The 23,314-nt window shown below is 60.6% G+C and carries 16 protein-coding genes; 9 read left to right on the top strand and 7 right to left on the bottom strand.

From position 1 onward, the window contains the following. Nucleotides 1–82: 82 nt before the first annotated feature. Nucleotides 83–2,788 carry a TonB-dependent receptor gene (locus LNV08_RS13400; protein ID WP_263534218.1) on the bottom strand — a complete coding sequence of 902 codons (2,706 nt, stop codon included), beginning with the start codon at nt 2,786–2,788 and terminating at the stop codon, nt 83–85. 109 nt (nt 2,789–2,897) lie between these two features. Further along, nucleotides 2,898–3,647: a chitinase gene (locus LNV08_RS13395; protein ID WP_263534217.1), complete on the bottom strand. Its 750-nt coding sequence runs from the start codon at nt 3,645–3,647 to the stop codon at nt 2,898–2,900. A 156-nt stretch (nt 3,648–3,803) separates the two neighbouring features. Between LNV08_RS13395 and LNV08_RS13390 the strand changes: the two genes are divergently transcribed. The 3 genes from LNV08_RS13390 to LNV08_RS13380 all read left to right on the top strand — a co-directional run bounded on the left by LNV08_RS13390 (nt 3,804) and on the right by LNV08_RS13380 (nt 8,353). Next, on the top strand, nt 3,804–4,463 hold the full coding sequence (locus LNV08_RS13390; protein ID WP_263534216.1) for a response regulator transcription factor: 660 nt from the start codon (nt 3,804–3,806) through the stop codon (nt 4,461–4,463). After that, the gene (locus LNV08_RS13385) at nt 4,460–5,890 is read left to right on the top strand and encodes a sensor histidine kinase (protein WP_263534215.1); all 1,431 of its coding nucleotides are present in this window, start codon (nt 4,460–4,462) and stop codon (nt 5,888–5,890) included. Before LNV08_RS13390 ends, LNV08_RS13385 begins: the two co-directional genes overlap by 4 nt. A gap of 72 nt (nt 5,891–5,962) precedes the next feature. Then, nucleotides 5,963–8,353 (top strand): beta-N-acetylhexosaminidase, encoded by a 2,391-nt coding sequence (locus LNV08_RS13380; protein ID WP_263534214.1) that lies wholly within the window; start codon nt 5,963–5,965, stop codon nt 8,351–8,353. A gap of 37 nt (nt 8,354–8,390) precedes the next feature. Here LNV08_RS13380 and LNV08_RS13375 read toward each other — a convergent pair whose 3' ends face one another. After that, on the bottom strand, nt 8,391–8,921 hold the full coding sequence (locus LNV08_RS13375; protein ID WP_263534213.1) for a flavin reductase family protein: 531 nt from the start codon (nt 8,919–8,921) through the stop codon (nt 8,391–8,393). Between the two features lie 125 nt (nt 8,922–9,046). Here LNV08_RS13375 and LNV08_RS13370 point away from each other — a divergent pair, with 125 nt between their 5' ends. Continuing rightward, complete coding sequence (locus LNV08_RS13370; protein WP_263534212.1) at nt 9,047–10,012, top strand: M48 family metallopeptidase; 966 nt, start codon at nt 9,047–9,049, stop codon at nt 10,010–10,012. 119 nt (nt 10,013–10,131) lie between these two features. Here the strand turns inward: LNV08_RS13370 and yidC are convergent, their stop codons facing one another. The 4 genes from yidC to rpmH are packed head-to-tail and all read right to left on the bottom strand — an operon-like array spanning nt 10,132 to nt 12,800. After that, the gene (gene yidC, locus LNV08_RS13365; RefSeq protein ID WP_263534211.1) at nt 10,132–11,859 is read right to left on the bottom strand and encodes a membrane protein insertase YidC; all 1,728 of its coding nucleotides are present in this window, start codon (nt 11,857–11,859) and stop codon (nt 10,132–10,134) included. Further along, the gene (yidD, locus tag LNV08_RS13360; RefSeq protein WP_414858739.1) at nt 11,856–12,176 is read right to left on the bottom strand and encodes a membrane protein insertion efficiency factor YidD; all 321 of its coding nucleotides are present in this window, start codon (nt 12,174–12,176) and stop codon (nt 11,856–11,858) included. The genes yidC and yidD overlap by 4 nt, the downstream gene beginning before the upstream one ends. A gap of 17 nt (nt 12,177–12,193) precedes the next feature. Next, entirely contained in the window at nt 12,194–12,646 is a 453-nt protein-coding gene (locus LNV08_RS13355) for a ribonuclease P protein component (RefSeq protein WP_263534210.1), read from the bottom strand. A 19-nt stretch (nt 12,647–12,665) separates the two neighbouring features. Beyond that, entirely contained in the window at nt 12,666–12,800 is a 135-nt protein-coding gene (gene rpmH, locus LNV08_RS13350; protein ID WP_054021782.1) for a 50S ribosomal protein L34, read from the bottom strand. Nucleotides 12,801–13,422: 622 nt separating this feature from the next. Here rpmH and dnaA point away from each other — a divergent pair. The 5 genes from dnaA (at nt 13,423) to LNV08_RS13325 (ending at nt 22,964) form a co-directional block, all read left to right on the top strand. Further along, complete coding sequence (dnaA, locus tag LNV08_RS13345; protein ID WP_263534209.1) at nt 13,423–15,048, top strand: chromosomal replication initiator protein DnaA; 1,626 nt, start codon at nt 13,423–13,425, stop codon at nt 15,046–15,048. Between the two features lie 133 nt (nt 15,049–15,181). Next, nucleotides 15,182–16,306 (top strand): DNA polymerase III subunit beta, encoded by a 1,125-nt coding sequence (gene dnaN / locus LNV08_RS13340; protein WP_263534208.1) that lies wholly within the window; start codon nt 15,182–15,184, stop codon nt 16,304–16,306. 95 nt (nt 16,307–16,401) lie between these two features. Then, nucleotides 16,402–18,960: a DNA topoisomerase (ATP-hydrolyzing) subunit B gene (gyrB, locus tag LNV08_RS13335; protein ID WP_263534207.1), complete on the top strand. Its 2,559-nt coding sequence runs from the start codon at nt 16,402–16,404 to the stop codon at nt 18,958–18,960. Nucleotides 18,961–19,329: 369 nt separating this feature from the next. Continuing rightward, complete coding sequence (locus tag LNV08_RS13330) at nt 19,330–20,334, top strand: DUF1837 domain-containing protein (protein ID WP_263534206.1); 1,005 nt, start codon at nt 19,330–19,332, stop codon at nt 20,332–20,334. Continuing rightward, the gene (locus LNV08_RS13325) at nt 20,331–22,964 is read left to right on the top strand and encodes a DEAD/DEAH box helicase (RefSeq protein ID WP_263534205.1); all 2,634 of its coding nucleotides are present in this window, start codon (nt 20,331–20,333) and stop codon (nt 22,962–22,964) included. Before LNV08_RS13330 ends, LNV08_RS13325 begins: the two co-directional genes overlap by 4 nt. The last annotated feature ends 350 nt before the right edge of the window (nt 22,965–23,314 follow it).

Raw genomic sequence — 23,314 nt, 5'->3', positions numbered from 1 at the left:
TGGCCTAGCGGCTGTCGGGGAATCATGACCAGGGCGCACGCGCTGTATCGAGCTGCGTGCGCCCCTTGCTGGCGAAGCGATGTCAGTAGTTCAGCGTCGCCCGCAGACCATACATCCGTGGCGCGTTATAGCTGTTGGATGTGTAGCCGCCCGCTTGACCCTGGCCCATCCAGTTCTTGACGATGTTGTTGCTGAGGTTGTTGCCCCACAGCTCAACATCCCACTTGCCCGAGGCGCCGGCCAGCTTCAGCGAAGCGTTCCAGTTGGTGTAGGCGTCTTGGTAGTCGCCAATGACCGGGTTGTCCAGGTTGCGCACGGTGAAGTACATCTTGCTTTGCCAGCGCATGCCCACGAAAGGTGACAGGGTCATGCCGCCGCCCACATCGAAGTCATGCCCGTAGTTGAGCGCAAACGCATACTTGGGCGCGTAAGGCAGTTGGTTACCGGTCACGTCGCGAATGGCGCGGCCGCGTTTTTTCGGATCGTCGCCCAGATAAATCGGGGCGCAAGGCTCGGCCTTGTTTTCGACCCGGTAGCCACACATCCATTCGTCGCTGTAGGTGTCGTAGGACTTGACCTTGGTATCCAGCACGGCCAAGAAGCCCGACAGATTGCCGCCCGCCCAAGGCAAGAGCTTGAACTCCAGTTCCAGGCCTTGGATGTTCGAGTCACCGATGTTTTCGGTCTTCCAGGCGCTGACCACATCACAAGCGGGCTCCCAATCGGCACAGACACGACCCGGCTCCAGCTTTTTCTGGCCCACGGCATTCATGCCGGTCACATGCATGCCCTTGTATTGGGTGTTGAAGTACACCGCACTGAAGTTCAGCTTCCTGTCCCAGTGGCTGCCCTTGTAGCCCAACTCAAAGTTGGTGGTGGTTTCGGGGTCGTAGTCGAGGAAGCTGTATTTCTGCTTACCGCCGTCCACGCAGGTGCCCCCGCCGCAGGTATCAAACTTGTCACCGAAACCACCCGGCCGATAGCCGGTCGCGGCCGAGCCGAAGACCATCTGGTCCTTATTCAGGTCGTACTGCAGGCCCAAGCGGTAGGTCGGTTTGCTCCAGCTCTTGCTGTAACTGTTGATGACCGGTTCTGGATAAACGCCCAGGCCGGCAAACGGGCCCATTTGCTTGGTCAAATCGGTCCCGTTGTGCGGCGTGCCGACCGGCGTGTAGACACCGCTGGCAGCATCCCAGCCGGCGGGCTTGAACTTGCCGTTGTAATACCAAGGCGTGCTGGCGTCCCATAGGCCGGCACTGGTGCCCCCGTTGTCGGTACGCTTGTCTTGGCTGTAGCGGAAACCGGCGGTACCGGTCAGGTTTTCGGCCAGCTTCAAATCACCCTGAGCGAACACAGCTTTGGACTCGATTTGACGATCGGGCTGCCCATAGAACTGCCCTTGCGGCATGCCGTACGGTGCCGAGACCAAGTTATCTTGCGCGAAATTGATCGCGTTCTTCTCGGACATATAAAAGGCACCGGCCACATAACGCCAATCCCTGGTGGTTTGCTTGAACTGCAGCTCATGCACCCAGGACTTGTACTTGGAGTCCAGCGTGTAGCTGGCCTTGTCGATCGAATGTTGGCGCCCCCAGTTGCCCCAGGGTTGCATGATGTCCACATCGCTGTCGCGCCAGCTCTCGCCGCCATCATCGTCGTGGTCCTGGGCGCGCTGCTGCACCGCGTAAGCCCCCTTGTAGATCAGCTCGCTGCGCTCATCGAGCTTCCAGCTGAGGCTGTTGCGGAAGGTGTCGATCGTCATGTCGATCTTGCCGGGCACGTTGATGATGGCGTGCCACTGTCCCTCTGGGCCGCAGGCATAGGCGGTGCCGGCCGCCATCTTGCAGTCCTTCAAACCGACGTCGCCGGCGCCCTTGTTGGTGTAATGCTCGAAGCCGCCTTGCCATTCCAGATCTTTGGTGATGCCCCAACGTCCGGTCACGCGCGCCGCCCATTGGTCGGAGTTTGCATATTGGTCAGCGGCCGACACTTTGCGGTTCAATCGCTGGTCGTTGTCGGGCTTGCCATCGGGCGTGAAGTGGCCACCGTCACCCACCGCGTCGGGCAACTTCACGCCACGGTCACGCAAATCTTGAGTCTGCTTGATATAGCCGTCACGCTTGTCCACCATCACGGCGGCACGCAGGGCAAAGTTATCAGCCAGCGAGACGTTGTAGACAGAGCGCACTTGCTTGGCGTTGTAGTTACCCAGTTGCAGCGAAGTCCAGCCGTAGTTGGACTTGAAATCTGGGCGGGCCGGAATGATGTTGATCACACCGGCCGTGGAGTTACGACCGAACAAGGTGCCTTGCGCACCGCGCAGTACTTCAACCTGGTCGAGGTCGAACATCAACGCCAAGGAGCCTTGCGGACGCGGCGAATAAATGCCGTCAATATGGATACCCACGGCGGGGTCGCCGATTTCGGTGAAGTTGGTCGAGGTCACGCCACGAATCGACACCAGCACGCCCGAGTCAGCGCTGGACAAACCCAGCTGCAAATTGGGGACCGTACCGCTGAGGTTCATCAACTCCTTGACGTTCTCGCGCACCAAATCATCGCCACTCAGCGCCGTGACGGCCACCGGCGTTTTGAGCAAATTGGTTGCGCTGCGCGTGGCCGTCACCGTGACCTGCGGCAGCTCATTTTTGTCGCTCACCTTGTCGCCGCTCTGAGCCTGCGCCCAAGCCGCGCTGGCCGTGCCCAGCAAGGCGCAAACGGCCCATTGGGTGGCACTGCGCCGAGATGGCGCGCAAATCGATTGACCCTTGAAACGCTTGTGATTCATTTTTGTCTCCATGCTTTTATAAAAATGCGGCCAAAGCAAACATCAACAACTTGTTCGGTCGCCGCGCGCCTACTCACCTACTCAGTCACCTACTCGCCCAGCGCCTCGCTCAACAGCCGAGCTTTGCGCCCGGCGCCACCTCGAACTTCATGCTGGCGCGCTGGTAGAAATCAATCCGCCTTGCCACTTGCTTGCCGGCGTAGGAATCGGCTGGCTTGCCGCATTCGAGTGCGCCGTTGATGCTGCGAATGGTTTCGCCGAAACCGGCGCCGCTCACCATGGCCTGGTGCGGCGTCATGGTGCCTGGGCCGTTCTGGTTCATCCAGTACCAGAGCGCGGTTTGCCAGGCGACCTTGGGGTCGCGGGCAACGCGGTCGGGGTCGGCCCAGAGGTCCAGACCAATCGCTTTACCGGCGGCCAGATACTGATAATTCCAGGACAACTGGATCGGGCCTCGTCCGTAATACTGCTGACCCGGCGCACAGGTCTGGCCGGCCTCCAGGCTGCAATACTTGTCGTAGTTGGCTTGGTTGTACTCGCGCACCGCCTTGAGCTCGTCCGACTCATGGGCGATATTGGCCAAAAAGGCGGCCATTTCCTGACGCCGCTGTTCGGCCGTGCCGCTGCCGGCAAATTCGGGAAACGAACGCACCGCCTGTACAAAGCCCTCGTAGGAATAAAAAGCAATGCGCTGCGGGAAGAGCAGTTCGAACTGAGCCTGCGTTGGCAAAAACTGCGCAGCCTCGCCGCTCGCCGCCGGCGGGGCCGCATCCTGCTTGGGCGCTGTCGCGCAAGCCGTGCTCAATAGCAGGGCCGCAATCAGCGGCAGGGTCGCTGGATCCATCCATCGTGTTTTCATTTCGCTGCCTTCTTTCTTTGCAGTAACTTTGATACCAGTAATGTCACCGAAGGGCAACCGGTACTCGACTGGTTTTTACTATCGCTGTTTATGCGCCGTCCTTCCTCAAGAATGCCTTAAGAGTGCATTAATGCGACGCTTGCTACAGTGGAGCGCATGAAGATCTGCCTCGTAGAAGACGACCTGGAACTGGGCCACTCGGTGCAATCCCTGATTCAAGACGGCGGCCATGACGTGGTATGGGTGCGCCGCATCACCGAGGCGCGTTACTGGCTGGAACAACTGGTGTTTGATGCGGTGGTGTTGGATTTGGGGCTACCCGACGGCAATGGCCTGGATCTGCTGCGCAGCATTCGCCAGCAAGACAAACAGCTGCCGCTGATCGTCATCACCGCCCGCGACGGTATCGAGGACCGCCTGCAAGGCCTGGACAGCGGCGCGGATGACTATCTGGTCAAGCCCTTTGCCGGGCCTGAACTGCTGGCGCGCCTGCGCGCAGTGGCGCGGCGCTCAGGCTTGGCGCAGGAGTCCGAGACGCAAGAGTGGCAGGTTCAGGACCTCACGCTGGATGAACGCCGCATGCTGCTGACGCGCGGTGACACCGTCATCAATCTGTCCAAGACCGAGTTCACGATTTTGCTGACCCTGCTCAAGCTGCCCGACCGGGTCGTCACGCGGCGCGAGCTGGAGGCGCGCGCCTTGCCTAACGCCGACAGCCATGCACTCGATGTGCATATGTTCAATCTGCGCAAGAAGATTGGCGAGGGTTATGTGCGCACCGTGCGCGGAGTCGGCTTTGTGGTGGAGCGCAAATGACGTCGCTCTTGGGTGCAGAGCTGGGTGCCACAGGCGATGCAGCCACAGCGCCCGGCGCCACCAGCTCCTTGTTCGGCCGCACCTTTGGCGCGTTTTGCGCGGTGCTCTTGCTGATCTGGTGCATCTTGATGTTGCGCGAATTCCATGACGTGCGCGTCGTCAACACCCGCAACGGCCAGGCCTCCAATCAGCTTTGGGCCGAGCATGCGCGCATGCAGGCCTCGCTGTGGGCCGACCAGCCCGAGCGCTTGCACGCCGCCTTGGCCGAGCTGGAACATTTGCGCGAACAAGAGTGGATGGCCATTGGCTACGAGGCACCCTTCATTGCCATGCAGGTGTGGCAAGGTGACAAACTGCTCTTTCGCCAGGGGCCGCCCGATATGGGCGACCGGCTGACGCCAAACGAGCAACACTTCGAGAGTGACGCGCGCTGGTTGTATGTGGAGGCGCGCGCGCCGGCGCAGGACTTGCTGGTGCGACGCTGGCAAGAAGTGCCGGGTGACTGGCATTTCAGCTCCGATGGTTTGAGTTATTACGCCCGCCCGCTGTTCTACAGCCTGCCGCTGATGATGTTGGTGGCTTGGTTGCTTTTACGCGCCGGCTTTGCGCCCTTGCAACGCATCGGAGCGCAGATTGCGCAGCGCTCGGCCAAGGACTTGTCTGCCCTGCCACAGTCGCCCTACCGGGAGCTGGCGCCGGTGGTCAACTCGGTCAACGGCTTGATGAGCCGGCTGCAAGAGCGGCTGGAACGCGAGCGCGAGTTTTTGCTCGACGCCGCGCATGAGCTGAAGACGCCGCTGGCGGTGGTGCAGCTGAATGCCGAATCACTGCAAGACGCACCGCCCGGCGAGCGCCGCAATGAGTCGGTGGCCCGGCTGAATGAAGGCGTCAAACGCGCCACCCACACGGTACACCAGTTGCTCGCCCTGGCACGCTCCGGCTCCGATCAGGACAGCACCGCGCTGCTCCCACATGATTTGGTGGCGCTGGTGCGCGACCGGATGGCGCTCAGCAGCCAGTTGGCGCTGCAGCGCGGCATCGAACTTGAATTGGAATCCCCCGAACGCTGTGAGCTGCTCTTGAACCGCGAGAGCATAGGCGCGCTGGTGGACAACCTGGTCGACAACGCCGTCAAGTATTCGCCCGCCGGCAGCTTGGTGCGGGTCGCCATTGCCGCCCAAGAAGCCGGCACCAAAGGCTGCGTTGTGCTCAGCGTCAGCGATCAGGGGCCGGGCATACCGATTGAGCTGCGCCGCAAGGTGTTTGAGCGTTTCTTCCGCCTGCCCGATCAAATCCAATCCGGCAGCGGCCTGGGCCTGGCGATTGTCGAGCGGGCCGCCGCTCAGCACGGAGCGGCAGTCACCCTGAGCGAAGGCCCGCAAGGCTGCGGCCTGACGGTGCAGGTGCAGTTCAAGGCCGCGCCCTGATGGCCCTGGCCATTGCTGCGCAGCCCTTGGCCAGCATCGCTATCTCTAGCCGCCGAATTCCTCTTCGCCCTCATGCTGTTCGCTGTCACCAGTCCTAGCAATGCCAATGTCACAGCAGCGCTGAACTTGATGCCTTGGCCTCAAGAAATCAGCGTGCAAACCGGCAGGCTGGCGCTGGCACGGCAGATCAGGATCGAGGTCAAGGGCGCGGATCTGGAACTGCCCTTGCGGGACTGGTATCGGCGGCTGGCCCTGCAGACCGGCGGGACGCTGCAAGCGAGCTCTGACGCAGCGGCTCAGCTGATCCGCATACAGGTGGAGCAAGGCGGCCCGCGCACACCCACGGCGAACGACGATGAGAGCTACCAACTCAGCATCACTGCCGAGGGCATCGCGCTGCAAGCCGCCAGTCGCTTCGGCGCCCTGCGCGGTATGGAGACGCTGCTGCAATTGCTGCACAACGACACAAGCCTTGAGGATGTGGGCCAGGGCCGCGGCAAAGTCTGGCTGCCGCTGTTGACAATCCAAGACTCGCCCCGCTTTCGCTGGCGCGGCCTCTTGCTCGACTCGGTGCGGCATTTTTTGCCGCTGGAGGACATCAGACGTCAGCTCGACGGCATGGCAGCGGCCAAGCTCAACGTCTTCCACTGGCATTTGAGTGACGATCAGGGCTGGCGTTATGGATCGCAGGTCTTTCCGAAGCTGCAAGAGCTGGCCAGCGATGGCTTGTTCTACAGCCCGGCGCAGATGCGCGAGCTGGTGGCCTACGCGGCGGAACGCGGCATCCGCGTGCTGCCCGAGCTCGGCTTCCCAGGCCATGCCTCGGCTTTGGCCGTGGCCTACCCCGATTTGATCAGCGCTGCCGGGCCATTTCAGATGCAACGCCAATGGGGCGTGCACCCGCCGACGCTGGACCCCAGCAAGACGGCCGTCTATGAATTTCTCGACAGCTTGGTCGGCGAGTTAGCGCAAATCTTCCCAGATCAATACCTGCACATCGGTGGCGACGAAGTGGACCCCGCGCAATGGCTAGCCTCACCCAGCATCCGCGCCTATATGGCAAAGCATGGTTTGCCAGACCCCCAAGCTTTGCAGGCGCACTTCAATCAAAAGCTGGAGCAGATCCTGACCAAGCATGGCCGGCGCATGGTCGGCTGGGATGAGATTTTTCACCCCGCGCTGCCGCGCTCCATCATGGTGCAGTCCTGGCGCGGCCAAGACTCGCTGGCAGCGACGCTGCAGCAGGGCTACCCCGGCATATTGTCTACAGGCTTTTATCTGGACCAGCCACACGGCAGCGCTTTCCACTACCGCAATGAGCCGCTGCCCGCAGCCCTGGACGTCGACGATCAGCTCGCGGTCGGCGAGCAAATCCAGACCTGGTCGTTTCAGATGTCCAGGCTCAAAGGCCCCGGCTTGGCCGGCAGCTTCAGCCTGATTCAAGACCGCAGCGGCGGCTGGCGCGGCTTTATCGATTTCGACGGGCGTGCGCGTCGCTCGCTCCGGCACATTGCCTGGCGCAGCGGCCCCGGGCTGAGCTTCACGCTCGACACCTGGATGGGCGAATTCACGCCCGCCGTGGAACTTGATGGCGCACAACTTTCGGGTTATGTCTTGATCGGTAATGTGCGCTACCCGGTGCGCGGCGAGCGCTTGGCTGCGGCGCCCGCCGGCATCGCCCCGCGTCGCCTGGACGCACAACAGGCCCAGCATCTATGGGGCGCCGAGGCCGCCTTGTGGACCGAGAACGTCAATGCACAGATCCTGGACCTGAAGCTCTGGCCGCGCCTGTTTGCCGTGGCCGAGCGCCTCTGGTCGGGCAAAAACCTGCGCGATGAGGCGGACATGTACCGCAGACTGGCCGCGGTCGACGCCTGGGCCAGCCTCTCGGTAGGACTGCAGCAGCATCAGCAGGCGACGCGGCTGCTGACCCAACTTGCCGGCAGCGATCAGATCGCACCGCTGCAGATACTGGCCGAAGCGGTCGAAGCCGGCCAGTACTACGCCCGCCAGCATGCCAAGTTCCTCAAGGGCGACTACCACCAGTTCGAGCGCCTGGACCGCTTCGCCGATGCCTTGCCACCCGAGAGCGCGACCATACGCGAGATGGACGCCGCCGTCAGTCACTTGCTGGCCAATCCCAGCGAGGGCCCGGCGCTGGCGCAGCTGCAGGCCATCCTGAGCCGCTGGCAGAGCAATGATGCGGCGCTGCGGGCCTTGATCAAAAGCCGGCCGGCCTTGGCCGAGCTGGCCCCGGTGGCGGCGGATGTGGGCGATCTGGCCGAGCTGGGCCTGGATTTGCTGCAAAGGCTGATACAGCGGCGGCCACTGAGCGACGTCGAGGCGAGCCAAGCGCAAGCCTTGCTGGCGCGTGCGGCGCAAATGCGCGATGAAGTCGTGATTCGCGCCGTTTACCCGCTTGAGCGATTGCTCATGGCCCTGATGGCGCTTGAGGGCGCTTGAGGGCGTCGGTACAACGTAAAGCGCGCCAGCAATACGCTCAGATAGGCAGTTCGGTGTAATAACGACCACCGTGAAAGATCAGCGGCTGGGCGCCCTCGCGCCAGCTGCAGCTTTCAACTTCGCCGACGAAGATGACGTGATCGCCCTCTTCGTACTGGCTGCGGTTGGCGCATTCGAACACCGCCGCAACACCATCCAGCACCGGCGCGCCGCCCGCCCCCTCGCGCCAGGCGACACCGGCAAAGCGGTCAATATCTCGGGTCGCAAAGCGCTGCGCCAAATCCTTTTGATCGGCTGCCAGGATATTGATCGCATAGTGCGACCCACGGCTAAAGACCGGCATCGAGCCGGCCTTCTGGCCCAGGCTCCAGAGGACCAAGGGTGGGCTCAAAGAGACCGAGTTGAAGGAATTGGCGGTCAGGCCGACCAGGCTGCCGTCCGGAGCGCGCGCGGTGACGATGGTGACGCCGGTGGCAAACATGCCCAGCGCCGAACGAAAGCCCAGCGCCTGAAGCGCCGGGGTGGCTGCGGGAGATTCGGGGCTGAAGGAGGAAGTCGATGTCGGCATAGGCGTATTGTTGACCGAAACAGTCGGTCTCTGCCGCCAAAGCGAAATATGCCCTTTGCAAACAGGCCTCAGAATAGCTCCCGCCAAATAGATTTCGCGCCAGCCCTTCGCCCTTCCTACCACTCATGCCTCAAGACTTCGATTACCGCTCCCCTGTCTCATCGTCCCCGCTGTGCGACTTGCCGGCTTTCGGCCATTGCGCCTGCCACAGCGCAGGCGCAGCCGGCAAGCCTTACCAACGCTCGCGCCGACTCTTCACCGGCCTGCTGGGAGCGACTGCGCTGCTGCCGGCCTGGGCGCGGGATGGGGTGGAGGTCGGCAAGACCAGTTCATTGACCAAGCTGGTGCCGGCCGAACAAGTCGAGCAAGCCGGCGCCCAGCAGTACCAGCAGATGATGGGGCAGGCCAACCAACAACGCGCCTTGGCCCCGGCCAATCACCCACAGCTGATACGTCTGCGCTCAATTGCCAAACGCATCATTCCGCAGGCCATGGAGTGGAACCCTCGCGCCAAGGACTGGCGCTGGGAGGTCAATTTGATCGCCGACCCGCAGCTGAACGCCTTTTGCATGCCGGGCGGCAAGATCGCCTTCTTCTACGGCATCCTCGAAAAGCTCCAACTCACCGATGACGAGGTCGCCACCATCATGGGCCATGAGGTGGCGCATGCCTTGCGGGAGCATGCCCGCGAGCGCATGGCGAAGACGCAGGCGACGCGGCTGGGCGCCTCGGTGCTGTCTAGCCTGCTTGGCCTGGGCAATGTCGGCGATGCGGTGCTGGGCATGGGCGGGCAATTGCTGACACTGACCTTCAGCCGCGAAGACGAGAGCGAGGCCGATCTGGTCGGCATGGAGTTGGCCGCTCGCGCTGGCTACGACCCGGCGGCCGGCATCACGCTCTGGCAGAAGATGGGCGCGGCCAGCAAGGGCGCGCCGCCGCAATGGCTGTCCACCCACCCGGCCGGGCCGACCCGCATCCGCGATATCGAGGCCAATCTGCCCAAGGTCAAGGGCCTGTACGAAAAGGCAGAAAAACCAAGCCAGCGTTTTGACGTCGCGCCACCGCTACGCAGGCAGGCTACGCAGGGCTGAGCCTAAGGTGGAGCGCAGGGTCGCGCACAAGGTCGCGCACAGGGTCGCGCGAGCAAAAAAAAGAGCCCCCAAGGCATTGCGCCTTGGGGGCTTTTTAAATGGTGTTGCGCGTCAGGCGATCAGCCCTGCACGCCCAGCCGCTTGTTGATGTACCACTGCTGAGCGATCGACAAGATGTTGTTGGTCAACCAGTACAGCACCAAGCCGGACGGGAAGACGAAGAACATAAAGCTGAAGGCCAGCGGCATGAACCACATCATTTTGGCCTGCATAGGATCGGGTGGCGTCGGGTTCAACCAGACCTGGAACAAACTGGACGCCGTCATCAACAGCGGCAGAATGAAATACGGGTCCTTGGCCGAGAGGTCAACAATCCAGCCGATCCAGGGCGCGCCGCGCATCTCGACCGAGGACAACAACACCCAGTACAAGCCCATGAAGAAAGGCATCTGCAAAAGGATAGGCAGGCAGCCGCCGATAGGATTGACCTTTTCTTCGCGGTAGATGCGCATCATTTCTTGCTGCATTTCAGCCGGCTTGTCCTTCAGGCGCTCGCGCATCGCTTGCACCTTGGGGCCGACGGCCTTCATCTTGGCCATACTCTTGTAGGCGCTGGCGTTGAGCCAGTAAAAGGCAATCTTCAGCAGTACGACCAAAGCGATGATGGCCCAGCCCCAGTTGCCAAGGATACCGTAGAGCTTTTCCAGCAGCCAGAACAGCGGCTTGGCCAGGATGGCGAAGATGCCGTAGTCCTTGACCAGCTCGAAGCCCGGCGCCAGCACGGAGAGTTTTTCCTCTTCCTGTGGGCCGACGAACAATTGGTCGGCATGCGTTGCCGTGGCGCCTGGCGCCAGCGCCGGCAAGGTGAACACCATGCCGACCGCATATTGATCGGGCACCGCACCCTTGACCTTGTTGACAAAGAACTCGCGCGGTGTGTGCTCGTTGTGCAACCAGGCGCTCGCAAAATAATGCTGGACCATCGAAACCCAGCCGTCATCGGCGTTCTTCAGGATGTCGACCTTGCCCTTGTCGATGTCTTTGAACTCGACTTTTTGGAACTTGGTCTTGTCGGTGTAGAGCGCAGGGCCGGTAAAGGTCGACGTGAAAGCCGTGCCACCTGGGCCGGCGACATTGTTGCGCACCAGCTGCACGTAAACCTGCGGCGTGACGGCTGCGCTGCCTACGTTGACAACCTCATGCTTCACACCGATGACATGCTCACCGCGCTTGAAGGTGAAGGTCTTGATGTACTTGACGCCGCCCTGCTCGGGGGACTCCATGCGCACGACCAACTCGTTAGCGCCGGCCTTCATCTCGCGCTCGCCTGGCGCCACCGTCATCAAGGTGTTGTGGGTCGGCAAGGCTTGGCCTTGGCTGCCGATCAGCCCGGTCTGCGCCTTGTAGCTATGCCCCTCGCTGTCGAGCAGCACCACCGGGGTTTGCGGCACGGTCGACTTGTCCTTGATACCCACCGCTTGCAAGATGGGGTCAAACAGGCCGGGTTCGGGGCCGGTCAGGTAGGTCGGCAACTCAACCCGGGTGACATCGCCGCCCAGGGTGTTCAACGTCACGTCCAAGACATCGGTCTTGATATGAACTTTTTCACCGGCCAAAGCGGCTGCCGACGGCGCGGCGGCAGGCAAGCCCGCCTGTGCGCCTGCCACGGCTGCAGCGGCCGGTACGCCGGTCGCACCGTTTGGTGCTGCCGGACCCACGGTGGCAACTTTCGGCGCCGGTGGGCTGAACATGGACGGCTGCCCATTGTGTTTTTGCCAGCCGTCCCAGAGTAGGACGAGCGACATGGTGAACACCACCCACAGCACGGTGCGGCGTATATCAGTCATGAGGAGGCTTCTGAATTGGAGTTTCGAGGAGGGGATGCCGGCATGCACACGCCAAGGCGGGTGAACAGGCCGGGCGCATTGTCAGGCACGCCGTCATGGCCGCCTTCGCAAAACGGATTGCAACGCAGAATTCGGTGCAAAGTCAGGTAGCTACCAGCCAGCGCACCGTGGCGCTGCAGCGCCTGGATCGAATAGACCGAGCAAGTCGGCTCAAAACGACAAGACGCGCCCAGCCAAGGGCTGAGCAGCAAACGATAGCCGCGCACCAAGCCAATCAACGCCCGCTGCGGGATCGAAGAAAGATTGATGGGCAGCATAGCTGGGGGCCTAGCGCTCAGGCGCCGGAGCGGGCCAGCACGCGGCCGACCAACTGCGCCAGTTCGGCATGCACGGCCGCCCGGAGCGCATCCGAGGCTGCGCTGGGGAACAGCTTGCGATCGAAAGGCGAGCGCAGCCGAACCACCCACAAGCCAGGCGGCAAAGTGGGTTGTTCGGCAAAGGCGGCACGGATTTGGCGCTTCATCAGCGAGCGAGTCACCGAACGTTTGGCATGGCGCTTGGGCACGATCGCACCCAGCCAGCAAGCGTCCGGAGGTACTTCATCCACAGGCTTGTGGGTGAGCTGTGCATCGCCTGTTGATAACTTGCCCGCAGCGGTGGATAAGACCTTGGCGGGTTTGCTCGGACAGGCGGCCAGATGATGTACCGCGAAATGACTGCTGCGCACGCGACTGGAGCTGCCCAGCACGCGCTCAAAGTCGGCCGATCGCACGATGCGGCCGATCATGACTTCAGCTTTTCTAGGCTTAGACAGCCAGACGCTTGCGGCCCTTGGCGCGGCGCGCAGCGATGACAGCGCGGCCACCGCGTGTCTTCATGCGAACCAGAAAGCCGTGGGTACGGGCGCGGCGGGTCTTGGAGGCTTGGTAAGTGCGTTTCATGATGTGGCCCCTTTAGGCAATATCTAGGCAGTAATCTAGGCGGAACTAGCGAAAGTCTAAGGACGTCGGATGACGCTTTAGCGGTGGTTGGCGATCAGTCGCCGGCTTGCAAAACGATTGGCGTGGTTTGCGCGATTTGCGGTTTGCACCCCGGACGTCGGGTGGTTGCCAGCCAGGGATGAATCAAGGCCAAAAACCACGCTGCGACGGCCACTGATGTGTGCCGCGCCGGGTCGCCGCTTCTGCGTTCGCACGCACCCGCAAGCTTTAGCTGCCACAGCCCATGAAAAGTCATTCGACCCAAAAGTCATTTGACCCTTCACTCCGCTTCAGTCACACCCAAGCTCACGAGCACTGCGTGGATAGGTGCCAGGCAAAGCCCACATTTTCTGCGCGCCGTGACCAAACAATCCTACTCCGCTTTATCCAGCGTCCGGAAAACCCGCGATTACACCAAAGTTTTAAGCCCCCGTCAAGCGCTTGCCCGCCCCCACGCACCCCAAGCCAGCCCGGCTGACGCCAAAAAATCTGTGGATAACTCTCGGGTTGCGCACTCGAAACCCGTACAATCTGGCCGCTCTAGAACAAGTTTTCCACAATGAGCGCAGACATGCTTGGTGTAATGAGCGCAGACAATTTTGATCCCAATAGTTTGACCGCAGGTGGATCGATGGCAGGCGGCGCCGCTGCAGCCGCCGTCAGCAGCAGCCCAGCCGAAGGAGGCCAGGATGGTCTTTGGCAACTGTGTTGCGAAAGACTGATCACTGAGCTGCCCGAGCAGCAATTCAACACCTGGATTCGCCCCTTGCCGCCGGCCGTGGTCAGCGATGGCGGAACTGCGGGCGGCTTGCTCGTGTCCTTGCGCGTGCCCAACCGCTTCAAGCTTGATTGGATTCGCAACCAATACGCCGGGCGCATCGAGTCAGTATTGTCCGAGTTGGCCGGGCAGCCCGCACGGTTGGATTTGGCCTTGGCCACGCGCGACGCCGCGCCCCGCCTCGGCACCGCGACAGGCAATCAGCCTAGCCAGGCACTCCAGCAAGTTGCCCAGCCCTCGGCAGCGGCTGCCGGTCAAGTGCTGCATAACGGCCTGCGCCCGGTGGTCAACCCCTCGCATCATCAGCAGCAGAACCACGCTGCGCAGGGCAATCCGTCGGCAACATCAAGCAGCATCGAAGTCCAGCAGTCGCCGACACCCAAGCCAGCCAATCTCGCCCCGAGCGCCAGCCGACACCGCATCAATAGCGCGCTGACCTTCGACAACCTGGTGCCCGGCCGAGCCAATCAGATGGCCCGCACGGCTGCCCTGCATGTGGCCGGCGCGCCTGGTGCGATGTACAACCCGCTGTTCATCTATGGTGGCGTCGGCCTGGGCAAGACGCATTTGATCCACGCCGTCGGCAATGCCTTGCTGAAAGACAAGCCGGATGCCCGCGTGCTCTATCTGCACGCCGAGCAGTTCATCTCCGACGTGGTGAAGAACTACCAGCGCAAGACCTTTGATGAGCTCAAGGCCAAGTACCACTCGCTGGACCTGCTGCTGATCGATGATGTGCAGTTCTTCGCCGGCAAGGAGCGCACGCAGGAAGAGTTCTTCAACGCATTCGAGGCCTTGCTGGCCAAGCGCGCTCACATCATCATGACCAGCGACACCTATCCCAAGGGCCTGGCCGATATTGATGAGCGCTTGACCAGCCGCTTTGATGCCGGCCTGACGGTGGCCATCGAGCCGCCCGAGTTGGAAATGCGTGTCGCGATTCTGATCAAGAAGGCCGAGGCCGAGCAGACGCCGATGCCCGAGGATGTGGCTTTCTTCATCGCCAAGAATGTGCGCGCCAATGTGCGTGAACTCGAAGGCGCGCTGCGCAAGGTCTTGGCCTACAGCCGCTTCAGCCACAAAGAAATCAATATCCAGTTGGCGCGCGAGGCACTGAAGGATCTCTTATCGATCCAGAACCGGCAGATCTCGGTCGAGAACATCCAGAAGACCGTGGCCGATTTCTACAAGATCAAGATCGCCGATATGTACAGCAAGAAGCGCCCGGCCAGCATTGCCCGGCCGCGCCAGATCGCCATGTATATCGCCAAGGAGCTGACGCAAAAGAGCTTGCCCGAGATCGGCGAGCTATTCGGCGGGCGCGACCACACGACGGTGCTGCATGCGGTACGCAAGATCGGCGGCGAGCGCCAGAAGAATACCGAGCTGAATCAGCAGCTACATGTACTGGAGCAGACGCTGAAGGGTTGACCCGGGGTCGATCTAGCATCAATTTACGACGTGCTGCTCCAGAATCGGCCTTGGAGTAGGTCAAAATGCGGGGCGCTGCCGGACGGACGGTTTGCCCGGTTAGAACAAGCCAGACAAGTGGAAAGAGGTTGACATGATTGTGTTGAAAGCCCCCCAAGACAAGGTGCTCGGCGCCCTACAGGCGGTTGCAGGCATCGTGGAGAGGCGCCACACACTGCCCGTGCTGGCCAATGTGCTGATCCGCAAGCATGGCGGCAGCCTTGAGCTGACCACCAGCGACCTGGAAATCCAGGTCCGTACCACTGCCGAGCTGGGCGGCGACGCCGGCGACTTCAGCACCACCGTCGGCGCCCGCAAGTTGATCGACATCCTGCGCTCTATGCCGGCCGACCAGACCGTTTCGCTGAGCGCCAGCGGTTCCAAGCTGACCTTGCAAGGCGGCAAAAGCCGCTTCACGCTGCAGACGCTGCCGGCCGATGACTTTCCGCTGGTACAGGAAGCCGCCGACTTCGGCCCCGCCTTCGCCGTGCCGCAAAAGACTCTCAAGCACCTGATCAACCAGGTGCACTTCTCGATGGCGGTGCATGACATACGCTATTACCTGAACGGCATCCTGTTCGTGGCCGAAGGCAAGAGCCTGACGCTCGTCGCCACCGACGGTCACCGTCTGGCGCTGGCACAGGCCGAGTTGGAGACCGAGATCCCCAAGCAGGAAGTCATCCTGCCGCGCAAGACCGTGCTGGAGCTGATGCGCTTGCTGAAGGACGGCGGCAAGGATGCTGCGGACGAGCAGCCCATCGAAATGCGCTTTGCCGGCAACCAGGCCAAGTTCAGCTTCTCCGGCATGGAGTTCGTCACCAAGCTGGTCGAGGGCAAGTTCCCCGACTACAACCGGGTGATCCCGAAGAGCCACAAATTCAACGTCACGCTGGGCCGCCTGCAACTGCTGGCCAGCTTGCAACGCGCCGCCATCCTGACCAGCGAGAAGTTCAAGGCCGTACGCCTGTCCTTCGAGCCGGGTCAGTTGTCCATCGTGTCCAGCAACGCCGAACAAGAAGATGCGCGCGAAGAAATCGACATCGATTACGCCGGCGACCTGATCGAAACCGGCTTCAACGTCACCTATCTGATGGACGTGTTGCAAAACATGAGCCAGGAGATGGTCAGCATCGACCTGAACGACAGCTCGGCCAGCGCCTTGATCACCATCCCCGAGCAGACCGGCTTCAAGTATGTCGTGATGCCAATGCGGATCTAGCCCGGCCACAGCAGAGTTTCAACCAGAGCGGGCTTAGGCCCGCTTGTGCGCTTTTGAAGGGCTTGAGTTTTGGCCCACGTTAGAGAGAGTTCCAGATGACAGATGCCCAGAATCCCGAATCCAAGCCCGCTGAAAGCGCCAATGCCGAAGGCCTGACCGACAAGCAGACCGCAGCCGCCGCCTCGGGTGGCGTCTATGGCGCCGATTCGATCCAGATCCTGGAAGGCCTGGAAGCGGTGCGCAAGCGCCCCGGCATGTATATCGGCGACACCTCCGACGGCACCGGTCTGCACCATCTGGTCTTTGAAGTCGTCGACAACTCGATCGACGAATCGCTGGCCGGTCATTGCGACGACATCATCGTCACCATCCACACCGACAACTCGATCTCCGTCATCGACAACGGCCGCGGCATCCCGACCGACGTCAAGATGGACGACAAGCATGAGCCCAAGCGCAGTGCCGCCGAAATCGCGCTGACCGAGCTACACGCCGGCGGCAAGTTCAACCAGAACAGCTACAAAGTCTCGGGCGGTCTGCACGGCGTCGGCGTCAGCTGCGTGAACGGCCTGTCCAAGACGCTGCGCCTGACGGTGCGCCGCGACGGCAAGATCCACCAGCTCGACTTCAAGCAAGGCGTGCCGCAAGACCGCGTGCTGGAGATGCGCGATGGCTTCGAAGTCAGCCCGATGAAGATCGTCGGCGAGACCGACAAGCGCGGTACGGAAGTCCACTTCGTGCCCGACACCGAGATCTTCCAGACCAATAACGAGTTCCATTACGACATCCTGGCCAAGCGCCTGCGTGAACTCTCGTTCCTGAACAATGGCGTGAAGATCCGCCTGGTCGACGAGCGCAATAACAAGGAAGACAACTTCGCCTACGCCGGCGGCGTGAAGGGCTTTGTCGAGTTCATCAACAAGGGCAAGAACACCCTGCACCCGACCATCTTCCACGCCCAAGGCGACAAGATCAGCGACCAGGGCACCAATGTCGGCGTCGAGGTCTCGATGCAGTGGAACGAGAGCTATAACGAGAACGTGCTCTGCTTCACCAACAACATCCCGCAACGTGACGGTGGCACCCACCTGACCGGCTTGCGCGCCGCGATGACGCGGGTCTTGAACAAATACATCACCGACAACGACCTCGCCAAAAAGGCCAAGGTCGAGGTGGCCGGCGACGATATGCGCGAAGGCCTAGCCTGCGTGGTCTCGGTCAAGGTGCCCGAGCCCAAGTTCAGTTCGCAGACCAAGGACAAGCTGGTGTCATCCGAAGTGCGCGCACCGGTGGAAGACATCGTTAGCCGCCTGCTGACCGACTACCTGCTCGAAAACCCGATCGACGCCAAGATCATCTGCGGCAAGATTCTGGACGCGGCGCGCGCCCGTGAAGCGGCCCGCAAGGCCCGCGAAATGACGCGCCGCAAGGGTGTGTTGGATGGCCTGGGCCTACCGGGCAAGCTCGCCGACTGCCAGGAAAAAGACCCCGCGCTGTGCGAAATCTACATCGTCGAGGGCGACTCCGCCGGCGGCTCCGCCAAGCAGGGCCGCGACCGCAAGTTCCAGGCTATTTTGCCGCTGCGCGGCAAGATCCTGAACGTCGAGAAGGCGCGTTATGAGAAGTTGCTGACCAGCAATGAAATCCTGACGCTGATCACCGCGCTTGGCACCGGCATCGGCCGCGGCGCCGGCAGCGACGACTTCAACCCCGACAAGCTGCGCTACCACCGCATCATCATCATGACCGATGCGGACGTTGACGGCGCCCACATCCGCACGCTCTTGCTGACCTTCTTCTACCGTCAGATGCCGGAGTTATGCGAGCGTGGCCATATCTATATCGCCCAGCCGCCGCTCTACAAGGTCAAGGTCGGCAAGCATGAGCAATACCTGAAGGACGCGCATGAGTTGGACGGCTTCCTGCTCAAGATCGCCATGCAGGACGCCCATCTGCACACCGGTATTGGCGATGCCGTGCTGAGCGGCGAAGCGCTGGAAACCCTGGCGCGCCAGTACGTGACGGCCGAGAGCGTGATCACCCGCCTGTCCAACTGGATGGACTTTGAAGCGCTGCGCGTGCTCTCCAGCGGCCTGGCCATCAATCTCGACAACAAGGAGGCGGCGGAAGCGGCGGCTGTGGCCATGCAAGGTGCGCTGCACGAAGCCGAGGTGCACAGCGAGTACGACGAACGCACCGACAAATTGCTGCTGCGCATCAGCCGCAAGCAGCATGGCAACACCCGCTCCAGCGTCATCAATGCCGACTTCGTGCACAGCGCGGACTACGCAGTGCTGGCCAGCGCCGGCGTGACCTTCAAGGGCCTGATCGGCGAAAACGCTGTGGTGCGCAAGGGCGAAGGCGAGAAGGCCAAGGAAAGCAAGATCCCTGACTTCCGCACCGCGATGTCCTGGCTGATGACGCAGGCCGAAAACTCCGTCGGTCGTCAGCGTTATAAAGGGCTGGGAGAAATGAACCCAAGCCAGCTGTGGGAAACGACCATGGACCCGACCGTGCGCCGCCTGTTGCGCGTGCAGATCGACGACGCCATCGAAGCCGACCGTGTGTTCACGATGTTGATGGGCGATGAAGTTGAGCCACGGCGCGACTTCATTGAGCAAAATGCCTTGAGAGCGGGGAATATCGACGTTTGATTTTTGTAGCCAGCAGCATAAGTTGGCAGTTCAGCCCTCATAAGCTGGCACTTCGAGCCCGAAATGGAAAGGCCAGCTGGCCACTTTGCAGCTTCTCGCAGACCTGTTGACGCTGAATGTTTGTTTATTGGCGACTGGTCGGTGGCCGCGAACAAAGGACTCTGTCGTCCCAGGTCGGTCCGATTTGTCGTCTGACGGGCTGTTCGATAGAGGCCAGCTACTTACCACTTACTGCATGACAAGTGGCAACTCGGTCAAACGTCGCAAGGTCGATAGTTCTTCGCCTGAATAGATCAGCAGCATTGCCTGAGACCTAGTACAAAGCGCTGGCGAGTAAAAGCCCTATGCAAAAGGGAAAGGGACGGCAGAATGGGAGAGATCGACGAAGGACTGGCACAACTCAAAGCTGACCTAGTTGCCCTGAAAGACCGGGTCGATCTCTCAAAATATGTCGCCCATACTGCGGCGTCCGCCGAGCCCTCGCAGCCTGCGACCACGTTGATGCACGTACGCCTCCAGGAGAACCTGGCGAACGTGGCCAGCCTATCGCGGTACCTTTGGAGCCGGGCAGCTAACTACGCACTCTCGCGCAAGCGCCGGCTCGAATTCAGCGAGCAGACGGCCGCGTTGCCGCCGGGTGACCTGAGCGTGGCACTCCTGATAGCAGAGTCGACACGAGACGCTTTTCTTGAATTCAACGAGAAATTCCCACAGCGATCCAGTGAAGTGGGCGAGCTTCTGGCTTACTGCATTGCTATCGAGCAGCTAGGTGCGGCGCAGCTGGCGGCGAAGATGTCCCTCAAGACCAACAACAACATGCCGGTGCATGGCCTTGATGGCATCCACGCAGCAGTTGAGGATGGCTGGTTGATGCTCTATTTCCTGGAATCCAAGCTCAGCCAGACGGCCAATGCCGGAGTAGCAGACTTTGCCAAATCCGTCGCCGAGTTCACATCCAACAAGAAGCAGTACAAGCGCGAGTACTCGCTCGTCAGGGATCTGGGCAATTTCGACACTCTGGATCCGAAGAGTCGGGAAGTTGCGCTGCAGTACTTCAACATCATGGCCTCACCAGACGAGGCGCCAAGGCGTGAGCGCTATGTGGGTGTAATCCTGTACTCGGACGAAAAGCTATTCAAGGACCTCCCTCCTGTGGAGAAGCAGCAACTGCCTGGTTTTCATGAGAAGGAGCTGGCCAGTGTTTATAAGCAGGACCTTGACCACCACCAAAAAGCAGCTATCAAGCACCTTACCGCACACGGCGCCGATGCCAACAAGTGTCTCCTTTACTTCGTTGTCGTCCCTGACGTCGACGAGCTGCGCAAGTTGTTTTATGACGTGATGGGCTATGTCCCCAAGGCGGCCAAGCCATGAGCTCTTTTGCACTAGAGCTATCGAAGAGGTTTACTGACAACGAGAAATACTGGACGCTGCTCTTGGGCCTCCAATCTGCCGGCGTCGCCAAGACCTTGGTCAAAGCTCCGGAGATTGAAGAAGTCAGCAATGACGACCTCGCGAAGCTCCTCTACTGCGCCGAAGTCTTCGTTCAAACGGACGATGAAGGGCTGCATCGCCAAGCTCAAGAGATTGCAATCCAGGCCCTTCTGGTCACCGACGATGGGCACGCACGCGAACGCGCGCTTGGGCTCTTAAGCGAGTTGGGTAACTTTCCCAGTTTGAAATTCGCGGAGCAGAACATCGGCAAAGGTGATGACACCCTGCTTGGGCTCATCAACCGCCGTGTCTCCGAACGCGCTAGCAGCGTGCAGATTGGCGAAGAGACTATTGCACTCACGGCATACCAGCGTCGTGTTTGGCAGAACCTGTCGGCAAAGGCTGCCCAGGTCATCACAGCACCGACTTCTGCCGGCAAATCCTTCTTGGTACTGGAACACCTCTGCCGACTCGCCGAATCCATGTCGACGTTCACGGCGGTCTACGTGACGCCAACCCGCGCGCTGTTGTCCGAGGTCCAAGGCAAGCTGCAAGCCCGTTTCATCGGGCGTACCGACGTCCGAATCTCTTCTATTCCCTCGCTTGACCAATTGGAGCGGCCAAAGCAAATCTTCGTCTTAACCCAGGAGCGCCTCAGCACCCTTATCTCTTTGGCATCAGAAGATCTTTTGTTCGATGTCGTTGTGGTGGATGAGGCCCAGAACATCGCGGACGATGCGCGCGGCATGATTCTTCAGGACTGCCTGGAACGCCTAGCCCAAGCCTCGTCGAAGACGAAGGTCATTTTGCTGGCCCCGGGCGCCGTGGGTATGCAGGCCTTGGCTAGGTCCTTTGGAGTGGTCGACTTGGTGCCTCTCTCGACGAGACTATCGCCCGTTCAACAAAACCGTATCGTTTTAAGCAAGGTGCGCGGCAAGCCACTGCAACTCGAAATGGCCTTGATGGGCCGCAATGGCGTACGCAAGCTACTAGGAGAAATCCGCGTCGAGCGCTCTCTGTCAAGCAAGACCAGCCGTCTGGCTACCGTGGCCGTAGAGTTGGGTGGAGACGACGGGTCTTTGCTGTACGAGACGGGGCCGCGCGAAGCTGAGAAGACCGCAGCGCTTTTGGAAGGCATGCTCAAGGCAAAGCAAGGGGTACTCCGAGACGCATCTCTTGAAGATTTGGCAAAATTCATACGAGAGCACGTGCATCCTGAGTACCAACTGGCCTCGATGGTGCAACAAGGAGTTGCGTACCACTACGGGCGTATGCCCAGCCTACTTCGCGAAGCCATCGAAGCTTCATTCAAGCAAGACGAAGGCGGCATTAGTTATTTGGTTTGCACGACAACTCTCGCACAAGGCGTAAATCTGCCTGCACGAAATGTGTTTATCGACACTCCAACGAGAGGTGCCGGTAAGCCACTGGATCCAGCTCTTCTATGGAACTTCGCGGGGCGGGCTGGTCGCCTGAACCATGACATCGTAGGCAACGTGTTCCTCGTCAACTACGAGGATTGGGACACGAAGCCAATGGATGAGTTCGTGCCGTTTCAGGTAGAGCCGGCTTTGGCTGAAACACTCACAACGAGCGGCTTACAGGTCGCGCAGGCTCTCCTGGAAGGTGTGCTCCCTCCAGAGCAAGCCAGCAAACCTGAAACGCTCCGAATCCGGGCGTGTGCTGGTCTTCTGGTCGCCCACGCAGCGCGTAAGGATGTCAAACCTTACCTTACGCGCGTGATGCCAGCATGGGATTCTGCCGTTGTAGACGCGCTTGCCGCCGCCGCAGACACCGCTTATAACAACATCGACTTGCCCGACCACATCCTTGCGGAGAACTGGACTATTGACCCGTTTGGGCTTCGGCGACTCTATGACTACCTAATTGCCAAAATTGGAGAGGGTGCCATCGAGTCGTTAATCCCAGTCAACCCGGCTGACGCACCCAAGGATCACTACGAAAAGCTGTTCGGCCGCATCGTAGAACAGGTCAACGGCCAGTCGATGAAGTTTGGCATGCTTGCAGCTCCATTGGCAGTCTGGTGGATGAAGGGGATGCCTTACCCCGTAATGCTGAAGATGTGGGCAGCCCGCCGGGCGAGAACAGAGGAAAGAAAGGCCAAGGCGGCTCTGGCTGAAGGCAAAGAGCCGCAAAAGTCTAAGACAATCAACCAGCACATCTATGAGGCGTTCTCACTGATCGAGGATGTCGTTCGCTTCCAGTTCGTTCAGTTGGGTAAGGCTTATCGCGACGTGTTGCTGCTGGCGCTGCGTGAGACTGGGAACGAGAGCCGCGTGAAGGACGTTTTCCCGTTCGCACTGGCGCTAGAACTGGGGGTTTCGACCGAAGCTGGAACCGCGTACGTAGAGCTTGGCTTGTCTCGTATAGCTGCCGCAGCGCTTGAGGCTCTCGCCGCTCCCGGCGAAACGTTGAACGCTGATGGCGCACGCAAGCTCCTCCGGGAGCTGGACCCAGCCAAGACTACACTGAGCCCAATCATCTTGGGAGAGCTTCGGCGCCTCGGTCTTATTGCCGAGTCAAAGCTCACTGTTCCCGGACATATCTGACAGTTGTCCGTTGTGCTGGAAGGTTTAGGCGGATTCCCAAAATAGGAGTTCTCGTCCTCTTTGATGTCATCAGCAGCCCAGCGGTCACAGCGTCTTTCCTCATGATTGCGCGTCCTTCGTCAACCAGAACTGTTGGTCGCCGCTTGAGAGGGTTGCTCTTGGGCTGAAATGTTGGCAAGCGCTCACATATTATTTGAGCGTCCTACCGTGGGCTTGGATGCATTTCTTCTCACGGTACATCACCAATTTTCAGGTTGCCTGAAGCAAGTTTGTAAAGCCCACTTCTGTGATGAATCGCACCGGTTGACAAGGTTAATGTATTGACTTAGCTACCGTCCATGACTTACATT

It is taken from the genome of Paucibacter sp. TC2R-5 (genome assembly GCF_025717605.1).
Lineage (GTDB): Bacteria > Pseudomonadota > Gammaproteobacteria > Burkholderiales > Burkholderiaceae_C > Paucibacter_A > Paucibacter_A albus.
This window is presented reverse-complemented; position numbering and strand designations above follow the sequence as displayed.

What these genes read in the sequence shown, in the direction of transcription:
- LNV08_RS13380 (WP_263534214.1), top strand. Translation starts at nt 5,963, where the DNA reads ATGCTGTTCGCTGTCACCAGTCCTAGCAATGCCAATGTCACAGCAGCG.
- dnaN (WP_263534208.1), top strand. Translation starts at nt 15,182, where the DNA reads ATGATTGTGTTGAAAGCCCCCCAAGACAAGGTGCTCGGCGCCCTACAG.
- yidC (WP_263534211.1), bottom strand. Translation starts at nt 11,859, where the DNA reads ATGACTGATATACGCCGCACCGTGCTGTGGGTGGTGTTCACCATGTCG.
- LNV08_RS13375 (WP_263534213.1), bottom strand. Translation starts at nt 8,921, where the DNA reads ATGCCGACATCGACTTCCTCCTTCAGCCCCGAATCTCCCGCAGCCACC.
- LNV08_RS13385 (WP_263534215.1), top strand. Translation starts at nt 4,460, where the DNA reads ATGACGTCGCTCTTGGGTGCAGAGCTGGGTGCCACAGGCGATGCAGCC.
- LNV08_RS13370 (WP_263534212.1), top strand. Translation starts at nt 9,047, where the DNA reads ATGCCTCAAGACTTCGATTACCGCTCCCCTGTCTCATCGTCCCCGCTG.
- LNV08_RS13330 (WP_263534206.1), top strand. Translation starts at nt 19,330, where the DNA reads ATGGGAGAGATCGACGAAGGACTGGCACAACTCAAAGCTGACCTAGTT.
- LNV08_RS13325 (WP_263534205.1), top strand. Translation starts at nt 20,331, where the DNA reads ATGAGCTCTTTTGCACTAGAGCTATCGAAGAGGTTTACTGACAACGAG.
- LNV08_RS13390 (WP_263534216.1), top strand. Translation starts at nt 3,804, where the DNA reads ATGAAGATCTGCCTCGTAGAAGACGACCTGGAACTGGGCCACTCGGTG.
- LNV08_RS13400 (WP_263534218.1), bottom strand. Translation starts at nt 2,788, where the DNA reads ATGAATCACAAGCGTTTCAAGGGTCAATCGATTTGCGCGCCATCTCGG.
- gyrB (WP_263534207.1), top strand. Translation starts at nt 16,402, where the DNA reads ATGACAGATGCCCAGAATCCCGAATCCAAGCCCGCTGAAAGCGCCAAT.
- dnaA (WP_263534209.1), top strand. Translation starts at nt 13,423, where the DNA reads ATGAGCGCAGACAATTTTGATCCCAATAGTTTGACCGCAGGTGGATCG.
- rpmH (WP_054021782.1), bottom strand. Translation starts at nt 12,800, where the DNA reads ATGAAACGCACTTACCAAGCCTCCAAGACCCGCCGCGCCCGTACCCAC.
- yidD (WP_414858739.1), bottom strand. Translation starts at nt 12,176, where the DNA reads ATGCTGCCCATCAATCTTTCTTCGATCCCGCAGCGGGCGTTGATTGGC.
- LNV08_RS13355 (WP_263534210.1), bottom strand. Translation starts at nt 12,646, where the DNA reads ATGATCGGCCGCATCGTGCGATCGGCCGACTTTGAGCGCGTGCTGGGC.
- LNV08_RS13395 (WP_263534217.1), bottom strand. Translation starts at nt 3,647, where the DNA reads ATGAAAACACGATGGATGGATCCAGCGACCCTGCCGCTGATTGCGGCC.